Source organism: Burkholderia sp. WTPI3 (assembly GCF_021483755.1).
GTDB lineage: Bacteria > Pseudomonadota > Gammaproteobacteria > Burkholderiales > Burkholderiaceae > Burkholderia.
The window spans coordinates 1-10,829 of the sequence record NZ_JAGIXF010000140.1 but is presented as its reverse complement, the minus strand read 5'-3'; the positions used below and the strand labels follow the sequence as shown (position 1 = coordinate 10,829).

Here is a 10,829-nt window from a genome sequence, read left to right as displayed (position 1 = left end):
TCGGTTGAGCGAGTTGAAAGTGAGCCGGCAAAAAAGGGGCCGGACGAAGATCGCAACATCGATGATAGCGCCTTCGGCGTGCCGGCTGCTCGGTCGGGAACGCACATCATGGCGCCGTTACGTGCCATTGCGCGTCGGCCAGCCGCACGTCGCCTGCCTGGCACCCCCGGCTGGCGGCCGTCCGGCCGTCGCGTCTGCGGGTATCCCCTAATCGATCCGGACACACCGGCGCTTGCATGCCGGAGGCTTTGTGCGACACAATAGGGAAAGCGCTTTCCCAAATGAAGGATCGGGCGGGAAACGCAGGCTTCTTGCGCGATGCATCGCGGCTGCTTACCGCTCGCCTCACGCAACGATTCGACAACAACGTGGAGACAGCAGATGTTCAACAGGCTTCGAACGGCAACCTTCGCAGTCCTTTCCGTCCTGGCGGCGCAAGTCTGTGCCGCACCGGTCACGCTCGACGTGACGGGCTGGAAGGGCGGCGGCGCCGAGCCCGCCAACATGGCGGCGCTGATCGCGAAGTTCGAGAAGGAAAACCCCGACATCAAGATCAAGTTCGAGTACATGTCGCGCAACGACACGACGACGGTCGTGTCGTCACGGCTGCAGGGCGGCAACGGACCGGACGTGCTGATGGTCGATCGCGAACTGATGCGGCAATGGCAGGGCGCGCACCAGTTGCTCGACCTGAGCAGCGAGAAATGGGTGCCGACGATCTGGCGCGGCGTGCGCGCGCATACGCAGATCGGCGGCAAGACCTACATGCTGCCGATGGAGCTGGTCGGGATCGGCCTGTTCGCGAACCTCGACCTGCTCAAGCGCGCGGGCGTCGCGATGGTGCCGACTGACGTCGACCAGTTGAAGGCCGCATGCGGGAAGCTGGCCGCGGCCGGCGTCACGCCGATGCTGCTGCCCGCGAAGGAAGGCTGGGCGCCTGCGGCGCTCGTGATCGCTTCGGGGCTGTCGGCCGGCGGCGGCGACGCCGATGCGCGCGCCGAGTCGTTCGTCGGCGCGGGCAGCGCGCGCTTCGCGGCCGATCCCGCTTTCAAGCAGTCGGTGGCGGCGCTGAAGGTGCTGGCCGACGCGAAATGCTTCGTGCCGCGCCTGAACGACGGGGTGAGCGCGTGGAGTACGGGGCTGACCGAATTCCAGGCCGGGCGCGTCGCGATGATGCCGCAGGGCGCCTGGAACATCGCGAAGTTCAGCGCGACGAAGGGGCTGTCGTTCCAGTTCGCGCCGCTGCCGGCGCTCGTGTCCGGCAACGGGCCCGTCGCGCTCGACATGCTCGGCACCGCGTGGGCGATCAACGCGGCGACGCATCAGCCCGATGCCGCGAAGAAGTGGCTCGCGTTCTGGGCACACCCCGACAACGATCGCCGGTTCCTCGACGCGGAAGCCGGGTTCAGCCCGTTCGAGGGCGGCACCGACGCGATGCCGCCGCAGGCGCAGCCGTATGCGGCCGCGCAGAAGAACGGGCACGTCGTGCTGTATCCGAAGGGCGTATGGACAGGTGGGCTGTTCACGGCGATCTGGAATTCGATGTCCGCGTATTTTCTCGACATCGGGCAGGACCCGGCCAAGCTGCTCGCCCGCTGGGATGGCGCCGCGCGATGAACCGTCTGCCAGCTGACATTTTCCGTGCCGCGCCATGTCGCGCGGTGCGGTTCGACGAAGGAGGCACGTGATGAGGCGCAACCGGACCTTGTTGTGGTGCGCCGTTCCGGCGCTCGCGCTCTATGCGCTGCTGAGCCTGTATCCGCTCTTCAAGGCTGCGCGGATGAGCCTGACGGATTTCTCCGGCGTGGGCGACGCGCACTGGATCGGGCTCGCGAACTACGTCGCGGCGTTTCGCGATCCGGCGAGCCTGCATACGCTCGTGGTCACGTTCGCGTACGCGGCGATTGTCGTGATCGTGCAGAACGGGCTCGGGTTGCTGTTCGCCGCGCTGCTGTTCTCGCTGCCGCGGCTGCGCGGCGCGTTGCGTGTCGGGCTGCTGGTGCCGAGCATGTTCTCGGCGGTGATCGCCGGCTTCGTGTGGGAGTACCTGTACTCGCCGCTCGGGGGCGGCATCAACGAGCTGCTGCATCTGGTGCATCTGGACGCGCTGCAGCAGGTCTGGCTCGGCGATCCGTCGGTCACGCTGCCGGCCGTCACGGCCGTGCACGTATGGATGTACGTCGGCTATTCGACGGCGATCTTCCTGGCCGGCTACCTGAACATTCCGTCGGAGCTGCACGACGCGGCGAAGCTCGACGGCGCGAATGCATGGGTGCGCTTCACGCGCATCGACCTGCCGCTGCTCGCGCCGGCGTTCACCGTGAACATCACGCTGAGCACGATCGGCACGCTGAAGACCTTCGAGCTGCCGCTCGTGTTGACCAACGGCGGGCCGGACGGCGCGACGACCACGCTCGGGCTGCAGATCTTCCACAGCCTGTTCAACGACTACAAGTTCGGCTTCGCGAGCGCGCTGTCGATGATCATGCTCGCGATCGTCGTGGTGGTCGCGACGACCCAGAACACGATCCTGCGCCGCCGGGAGGACAACCTGTGAACGTCATCCGTCAACGCTTTCATGCGGACCATCCGGCCGCCGGCACGTCGGGCGGCGGGCTGCGCGCGGCCGCGCTGCTGCGCCGCATGCCGGGGTTCGCGCGGCTCGTCGCCGCGATCGCGATCGTCGCGATCGTGCTGCTGCCGACGATCTACATGGTGCTGATGTCGCTGCGCACCGGCGACGACATCATCGCGCGCCCGCTCGGCTTGCCCGATCACGTGTTCTTCGGCAACTACGCGGCCGTGTTCACGCAGATGAACTACTGGCGCAGCGTCGCCAACACGATCGGCATCACGCTCGCGGTCACGTTTCTCGTCGCGCTGCTGTCGTCGCTCGCCGCGTATCCGCTTGCTCGCGTGAAGGGGCGGCTGTCGACCGCGGTCTACATCGTGCTGACGCTCGGCCTGACGATCCCGATGTTCGTGAGCCTGACGCCGCTCTACGTGCTGTTCCGCGACCTGCACCTGCTCAACACGTATCTCGGCGTCGTGCTCGCGTACACCGTGCAGAACTTGCCGCTCGGCGTCTTCTTCTACACGAGTTTCCTGAAGCGGATTCCGCTCGAACTCGAGGAAGCGGCGGTGATGGACGGCTGCAGCCCGCTGCAGGTGTACTGGTACATCGTGCTGCCGCTGTTGCGGCCGATCACCGGCACGCTCGCGATGTTCGTCACGCTGTCGGTGTGGAACGACCTCGTCTATCCGCTGCTGTTCCTGACCGACTCGTCGAAGTTCACGATCACGGTCGCGGTGTTCCGCTTCATCGGCACCAACGACATCGATCCGACCAAGCTGTTTCCGGCGGCCGTGATGGGCACGCTGCCGCTGCTCGTACTGTTCTTCCTGCTCCAGCGCAGGATCGTCGCGGGCATCACGGCCGGCGCGGTCAAGGGGTAAAACCATGACGAATCCATTCGAATCGCTCGACGGCCGCGTGGTCGTCGTCACGGGCGGCGGCGACGGCATCGGCCTCGGCATCGTCGAAGTGCTCGCGCAATGCGGCGCGCAGGTCGTCGTCGCGGAGAAGAACGCCGCACGCGCCGACGCGGTGCGCGAACGGCTCGGCGGCCGCGACACGCTGTTCGTTGCAACCGACGTGGCCGACCCGGCGAGCGTCGCCGCGCTGTTCGAGCGAGTCGATATGCATCACGGCCGGCTCGACGGGCTTGTGAACAACGCTGGCATCACGCTGCACGGCCCGTTCGACGCATTCTCGCTCGACGACTGCGACCGCCTGTACCGCACCAACCTGCGCTCGATGTTCCAGTGCACGCAGCTCGCCGCGCCGCGCATCGCGCGCGCCGGCGGCGGCGCGATCGTCAACATCGCGTCGAATCATGCGGGCGCAAGCGTGCCGGGCTTCGAGATGTATGCGGCGACAAAGGGCGGCATCGTCGCGATGTCGCGCGCGATGGCGACGAGCCTCGCGCCGCAGCGCATCCGCGTGAACACGCTGAGCCCCGGCTTCACGCTGAACGCGCCGATCGGTGCGGCGCTCGAGCGCGATCCCGCGCTGCTCGACGCGTATCGTGCGTTGCACCCCGCGCAGCGCATCAACGAGCCGGCCGATATCGGCCAGATCGCCGCGTTCCTGCTGTCGGACGCGGCGATCGGCATCGCCGGCGCAGATCTCGTCGCCGACAACGGCATGTCGGCGCTGCTGTTCAACCGCACACGTTCATCCACATGAAGATCACCGAAATCGAAACATTCGCGGTCGCGCCGCGCTGGCAGTTCGTGAAGGTCAGCACCGACGAGGGGCTTGCCGGCTGGGGCGAGCCGATCGTCGAAGGGCGTGCGGCCACGACCGCCGCGGCCGTTCACGAACTGGCCGACTATCTGATCGGCCGTGACCCGCGGCACATCGAGGACCTGTTCCAGGTCATGTATCGCGGCGGCTTCTATCGCGGCGGCCCGATCCTCTCGAGCGCGATCTCGGGCATCGAGCAGGCGCTGTGGGACATCAAGGCGCGCGCGCTCGGCGTGCCCGTCTACGACCTGCTCGGCGGTCCGGTGCGCGACAAGGCGCGCGTCTATGCGCACGTGAAGGGCGACACGCCCGAAGAGATGGCCGCGAATGCGCGGCAGCTCGTCGAAGCGGGTTATACGGCACTGAAGATGGGCGTGGTCAATGCGACCGACTGGATCGAGTCGCCCGCGGCGATCGATCGCGCGGTTGCCCGCTTCGGCACGGTACGCGACGCGATCGGCAAGGAGGTCGGGCTCGGCATCGACTTCCACGGCCGCGTGCGGCGCCCGGTGGCGAAGGCGCTTGCGAAGGCGCTGGCGCCGTTCGACCCGATGTTCTACGAAGAATTGCTGCTGCCCGAACACAACGATGCGCTGCGCGAGGTCGCACGCGACTGCGCGGTGCCGCTCGCGACCGGCGAACGGCTCTTCACGCGCTGGCAGTTCAAGGCGTTGCTGCAAGAAGGCGTCGTCGACATCGTGCAGCCGGATGTGAGCCACGCGGGCGGCATCTGGGAACTGCGCAAGATCGCGGCGATGGCCGAAGCGTACGACGTCGCCGTCGCGCCGCATTGCCCGCTCGGCCCGCTCACGCTCGCGGCGTCGCTGCAGATCGATTTCTGCACGCCGAATGCGTTTATCCAGGAGCAGTCGACCAATGTGGCCTATCACGACGACAACGCGATGTATGCGTACACGCGCGGCATCCCGTTCGCGTTCGACGCGGGCTACGTCGAGCGTCCGGATGCGCCGGGGCTCGGCGTCGAGATCGACGAGGAGAAGGTAAGGGCCGCCGCCGTGACGGGGCACCGCTGGCGCAATCCGGTGTGGCGCCGCGAGGATGGCTCGGTCGCCGAATGGTGACCGGCACGAACGGACGAGGAGAAACGCAATCATGGCAAGTGTGACGCTCAAACAGATCCGCAAGCGCTACGACGACGGTGCGGACGTGATCAAGGATGTCAGCCTCGATATCGAGGATGGCGAATTCATGGTGTTCGTCGGTCCGTCGGGCTGCGGCAAGTCGACGATGCTGCGGATGCTGGCGGGGCTCGAGGAGATCACGTCGGGCGACCTGCTGATCGACGGCCGCCGCGTCAACGACGTGCCGGCCGCGAAGCGCGGGCTCGCGATGGTGTTCCAGAACTACGCGCTGTACCCGCACATGACGGTGTTCGAGAACATGGCGTTCGGCCTGAAGCTCGCCGGCGTCGACGCGGCCGAGACACGCACGCGCGTCGGGCAGGCGGCCGAAGCGCTGCGGCTGTCCGCGCTGCTCGACCGCAAGCCGAAGGCGCTGTCGGGCGGCCAGCGGCAGCGCGTTGCGATCGGTCGCGCGATCGTGCGCAAGCCGGGTGTGTTCCTGTTCGACGAACCGCTGTCGAACCTCGACGCGGCGCTGCGTGGCGGGATGCGGCTCGAACTCGCGCGGCTGCATCGCGAGCTCGGCAGCACGATGATCTACGTGACGCATGACCAGGTGGAAGCGATGACGCTCGGCGACCGGATCGCGGTGTTCAACGGCGGGCGCATCGAGCAGGTCGGTTCGCCGCTGTCGCTGTACGAGCAGCCGGCCAATCATTTCGTCGCGTCGTTCCTCGGCTCGCCGTCGATGAACTTCCTGCCGTGCCACGCACACGGCGGCGCCGATGCGATCCGTTTCGACGTGCCGGGCGGCTCGCTCGCCGCGACACCGGACGACACGCGCGCGTGGCCGTCGGGCGCGTTGCAGCTCGGCATCCGGCCCGAGAACCTCGTCGTCGGCGCGCCCGGCACGGGGCTCGACGGTCGCGTCACGCATGCCGAGCATCTGGGCGACGCGACGATCGTGTATGTCGAGCTCGCGGGCCACGACCGGCCGCTGTCGGTTCGGCAGAACCGCGACGCGTACACGGTCGCGGCGGGGCAGCCGGTCGGCGTGCACTTCGACATGCGGCACGCGCACTTTTTCGACGACGCGGGCCGCGCACTCTGAGTCCGGCCGGCCCGCAGGTTCCGCCCGCCGTTCGGCGGGCGGCCGAAGTCACGCATAAACAAGACATTCGATGACGACAGTAAAACTGGTACAGGGCGCGAACGCGATCCTGGGTGAGGGCCCGCTGTGGTGCGAACGCTCGGCGTCGCTCTACTGGATCGACATCAAGCGCACCGCGCTCTACCGCTACACGCCCGGCCAGGGCCAGACGGGCTTCTGGCTGCTGCCGGAGCTGGCCGGGTGCGTCGCGAGCGTCGCCGACGGGCGGTTGCTCGTCGCGCTGAAAAGCGGCCTGCACCTGTTCGACCCTGCGTGCGGCGCGCTCGAGAGGCTGGCCGATGCCGGGCATGCGCGGCCGTCGCTGCGCTACAACGACGGCGCGGTCGATGCGCGCGGACGCTTCTGGGTTGGCACGATGGCCGACGACGGCGACGGCCCCGGCGATCTGCATTGCTTCGAGCACGCGCGCGCGTCGCGTGTCGCGGTGGCCGGCTTCGCGTGCGCGAACGGGATGGGCTGGAGTCCGGACGGCACGACGATGTACGTGACGGACTCCGGGCGCCGCACGATCTTCGCGTACGACTTCGATGTCGACGCGGCGCAACTGTCGAACGTGCGGCCGTTCGCGACGTTCGACGATGCGCGCGGTGTGCCCGACGGGCTCGCGGTCGATGCGCAAGGCGGCGTGTGGTCGGCGATCTGGGACGGCTGGCGGCTGCATCGCTATGCGCCGGACGGCACGCTGGACGCGGTCGTCGAGATGCCGGTGCAGCGGCCGACGAGTGTCGCGTTCGGCGGCGCCGATCGCGCGACGTTGTTCGTCACGTCGGCATCGGTCAACGTCAGCTCGGACGGGTTGTTGCGCGGGCCGCTCGCGGGCAGCCTGTTCGAGACGCGGCCGGGTGTGGCCGGGCTCGAACAGCACTGCGTGTCGCGCGCGTGGCTGGGCGATGCGGTTGCGGCGGTGCCGCGCTGATCAGGTGCGCAAGGCCGGCGGGTCAGCGGCGGCGCGGTTCGCGTGGCCGCACCGTGGATTCGCGCACGACGAGCCGCGCATCGAGCATCGTATGCGGGTCGGGCGACTTGCCCGCGAGTGCATCGAGCAGCATCGTCATCGCGACTTCGCCCGCGCGCTCGGTTTCGGTGTCGATCGACGTCAGCGTGGGCGACGTGAGCTTGCCGAGTTCGAGGTTATCGAAGCCGCACACGGCGACGTCGTGCGGGATCGCGATGCCGAGCCGCTCCGCTTCCTTGATGAAGCCGGCTGCGATCATGTCGTTGTAGCAGATCACCGCGTCCGGCGGATCGGCGGACAACATCACCGACGCGCATACACGCTCGCCGTCGGCGACGGTCGCACGCGGCACGCTGAAGGTCTGCAGCGGCAGTCCGGCACGCGCGAGCACCTGCTCCGCGCCGCCGCGCCGCTCGGCGTCGCCGCGCGCATTCGGCAGGCTGATGTACGCGAAGCGCTGATACTTTTCCATCAGCAAGTGCTGCCCGAGCATCTCGCCCGCGCGGGTCGGGTCGGAGTACAGCGTGAGCAGGCCGTCGCGTGGCGCGGAGCCGACCGCGACAACCGGCTTGCCGAGGCTTGCGGTCCAGCGCAGGTCGTCGTCGGGCATGCTGGTGTTCAGGATCAGTCCGTCGACGCGCCGGCTCAGCTTGGTCAACGCCGGCCGTTCGCCCTTGCGGTTCTCGTCGGCATCGACGATCAGGACGACGAAATCGTTGCGTTGCGCGATCCGGTTCACGCCCTTGACCATCGCGGTGAAGTACGGGTTGAGAATGTCCTGGATCACGACGCCGACGGCGCCCGTCTGGCCGGTCGCCATCGAGCGCGCGAGCGGGTTCGACTCGTAACCGAGCTGCGCGATCGCCTCGGCGATGCGGCGCTCGACGTCGGGCGAGAAGCGCTTCGTCTTGTTGATGAACTTCGAGACGGTTCCGATGGAGACGCCGGCTGCTGCGGCGACTTCGTTGATCTTGGCCACGATGAAAGTGTGTGTCAGTGCATTTTGCCGGCGAGCATAGCATGTGTGCCGACGGCGGCGACCGTGCGACCGTGCGGCAGTGCTGGATGCATGCCGTGCGGCCGGACTCGGTAGTATCCCTTGGAGGACCAGAATTTTCTTGAAAAAGCGCCATCGCGCATCGACAATGAAAGCGCTTTCCCATTTCGCGAGCATAGCACGCGCGCATTCCGTTCGAAGTTTATCGGAAAACGACGCAGGACAACCGCCGCGAAATTTTTTTGCCATGATGGGAAAGCGTTTTCCCAATTCAGACGAAAACAAGGAGGAGATCTTGATGCGACAGTATGGGTGGATTGCGGCGCTCGCATTGGCGGTGCCCGCCGTGGCACAGGCCGAATCGAGCGTGACGGTATGGGGGCGGGTCGGCGGCGACGTGCAGTACCTGAGCGGCGTGCAGAACGGCCCGCATGCGACGGGCTCGCGCTTCTCGGAGGGTAACGACTGGGGGACGAGCATCCTCGGCCTCACGGGCAAGGAGGATCTCGGCGGCGGCAACCAGGCCGTGTTCTGGCTCGAATCGGCAATCAACGCGGCGAACGGCAACTACGGCGGCGGCGTGCTGTTCCAGCGCGGCGCATGGGTCGGGCTGAAGAATGAGCGCTACGGCTTCCTGCGGCTCGGGCAGGGATCGTTCATCAACAGCTACATCTGGTCGTACGATCCGCTGCTGGAGGAAAACTATTCGGTCGAGTCGCTGACGTCGTATCGCAACGGGCCGAAGCTGTCGAACGGGATCCGCTACGAGTCACCGAAGTTCGGCGGCTTCTCGCTCGCGTTGCAGGCGAACCTCGGCAACAGCTCGGACGGCTGGCTGCGCGGCTCGACGAGCAACGTAAACGCGACGGGCCTGTCCGACGGCGCAACGCTCGCGTACACGCACGGCGATTTCGAAGTGCGCGCGATCTGGAACGAGATCCGCAACCAGTACGGCCGCGAGGACAACCTGTTCACCGCGTCGCAGGAAGCGTTCATCGGTGTACGCGACCGCTTCGGCCCCGCGCTGGTGCAGCTCGGCTACACGCGCTACAGCGCGCCCGACACGCCGGCCGGCCTGTCGCGCACCGCGAACTATTACTGGGGCGGCGTGACCTACGACGCGACGCCGTTCCTGCACCTGCAGGGCGCCGTCTACTCGATGAAGATCGATGCGGGCAAGTGGACCGCCGATCACAGCGGCGAAGGGCGCTCGACGATCATCGGCCTCGGCACGATGTACGACCTGTCGAAGCGCACGTTCCTGTATGCAACCGCCGCGCACGTGTTCAACAGCGCGAATGCGAACCTGGGCGTGAACCCGCAGTCGCCGGGGCTCGGCAACGGTAACGGACTCGGGGCGTCGCCGATGCCGGGGCATGGCCAGACGGGCGTCTACGCGGGCATCGAGACGCTCTTCTGAGCGATACGGAACCGCACGGCAAATCGCACACGTCAAATAGAGGAATCCTATGCATGCAGCAAGAAAGCGACATCGAGAGTCGTCGGACGTGCCGCGCCTGATCGCGCTCGACTGGGGCACCACGTCGCTGCGCGCGTACCTGATGGCGGACGCGCGGACGGTGCTCGACGAGCGCGCCGCGCCTAAGGGCGTCATGCAGATCGGCGGCGCGGAGATCGCGATCGCGGATGCATGCGATGGAGCGTTCGAAGACGTGTGCGGCGCGTGGCTCGATGCGTGGCCGGCGCTCCCGGTCGTCGCGGCCGGCATGGTCGGCAGCGCGCAGGGCTGGCGCGATACGCCGTATGCGGACGTGCCGATCGACGCGGACCGGCTCGGCGCATCGCTGCATGCGGTGCGCACGCGGCGCGGCGCGGCCGTGCACATCGTGCCCGGGCTGATCCAGCGCGGCGAGCTCGCGAACGTGATGCGCGGGGAAGAGACGCAGATCGTCGGCGCGCTGCACGCGGGCGGCGCCGCACATGCGTCGGCTACGACGCGCTGGATCGGCTTGCCGGGCACGCATTCGAAGTGGGTCGCGGTGCGCGGCTCGCGGATCGAGCGCTTCCTGACTTTCATGACGGGCGAGCTGTATGCGCTGCTCTGCACGCACAGCCTGCTCGGCCGCACGATGCGGCCGGCGCCGGCGTTCGTCGAGGCGGCGTTCGAGCGTGGCGTGCGCACTGCGCAGGCCGGCCATGCGACCGGGCTGCTCGCGACGATCTTCGGCAGCCGCGCGCAGTTGCTGGCCGGCGAGCTCGCGCCGCACGAGCAGGCCGATTACCTGTCGGGCGTGCTGATCGGTCACGAACTCGCGGGGCTGGCCGCCGACGGCGACGGGCCGGCCAGCGCGCCC

At 67.7% G+C, this 10,829-nt stretch carries 10 protein-coding genes; 9 read left to right on the top strand and 1 reads right to left on the bottom strand.

The features are described 5' to 3' along the window. Positions 1-381 precede the first annotated feature (381 nt). From J7024_RS34835 to J7024_RS34805, 7 genes are all read left to right on the top strand, one after another. Entirely contained in the window at positions 382-1,617 is a 1,236-nt protein-coding gene (locus tag J7024_RS34835; RefSeq protein ID WP_175751875.1) for an ABC transporter substrate-binding protein, read from the top strand. Between the two features lie 70 nt (positions 1,618-1,687). Continuing rightward, on the top strand, positions 1,688-2,557 hold the full coding sequence (locus tag J7024_RS34830) for a carbohydrate ABC transporter permease (RefSeq protein ID WP_124897668.1): 870 nt from the start codon (positions 1,688-1,690) through the stop codon (positions 2,555-2,557). Continuing rightward, positions 2,554-3,456 (top strand): carbohydrate ABC transporter permease, encoded by a 903-nt coding sequence (locus J7024_RS34825; RefSeq protein WP_175751876.1) that lies wholly within the window; start codon positions 2,554-2,556, stop codon positions 3,454-3,456. Before J7024_RS34830 ends, J7024_RS34825 begins: the two co-directional genes overlap by 4 nt. Positions 3,457-3,460: 4 nt before the next feature. Continuing rightward, positions 3,461-4,249 (top strand): SDR family NAD(P)-dependent oxidoreductase, encoded by a 789-nt coding sequence (locus J7024_RS34820; RefSeq protein WP_124897670.1) that lies wholly within the window; start codon positions 3,461-3,463, stop codon positions 4,247-4,249. Next, complete coding sequence (dgoD, locus tag J7024_RS34815) at positions 4,246-5,391, top strand: galactonate dehydratase (RefSeq protein WP_124897671.1); 1,146 nt, start codon at positions 4,246-4,248, stop codon at positions 5,389-5,391. Before J7024_RS34820 ends, dgoD begins: the two co-directional genes overlap by 4 nt. A 31-nt stretch (positions 5,392-5,422) precedes the next feature. Next, positions 5,423-6,502 (top strand): ABC transporter ATP-binding protein, encoded by a 1,080-nt coding sequence (locus J7024_RS34810; RefSeq protein WP_124897672.1) that lies wholly within the window; start codon positions 5,423-5,425, stop codon positions 6,500-6,502. Positions 6,503-6,572: 70 nt separating this feature from the next. Next, complete coding sequence (locus J7024_RS34805) at positions 6,573-7,478, top strand: SMP-30/gluconolactonase/LRE family protein (RefSeq protein ID WP_124897673.1); 906 nt, start codon at positions 6,573-6,575, stop codon at positions 7,476-7,478. 22 nt (positions 7,479-7,500) lie between these two features. Here J7024_RS34805 and J7024_RS34800 read toward each other — a convergent pair whose 3' ends face one another. Further along, a complete protein-coding gene (locus J7024_RS34800) occupies positions 7,501-8,496 on the bottom strand; it encodes a LacI family DNA-binding transcriptional regulator (protein ID WP_234745905.1) in 996 nt (331 codons plus the stop codon). Between the two features lie 316 nt (positions 8,497-8,812). Between J7024_RS34800 and J7024_RS34795 the strand changes: the two genes are divergently transcribed. Together J7024_RS34795 and J7024_RS34790 are read left to right on the top strand one after the other, a co-directional pair. Then, complete coding sequence (locus tag J7024_RS34795) at positions 8,813-9,934, top strand: porin (RefSeq protein WP_124897674.1); 1,122 nt, start codon at positions 8,813-8,815, stop codon at positions 9,932-9,934. Positions 9,935-9,983: 49 nt separating this feature from the next. Beyond that, the coding region (locus tag J7024_RS34790; RefSeq protein ID WP_234745904.1) for a 2-dehydro-3-deoxygalactonokinase at positions 9,984-10,829 on the top strand (846 nt) is incomplete at its 3' end.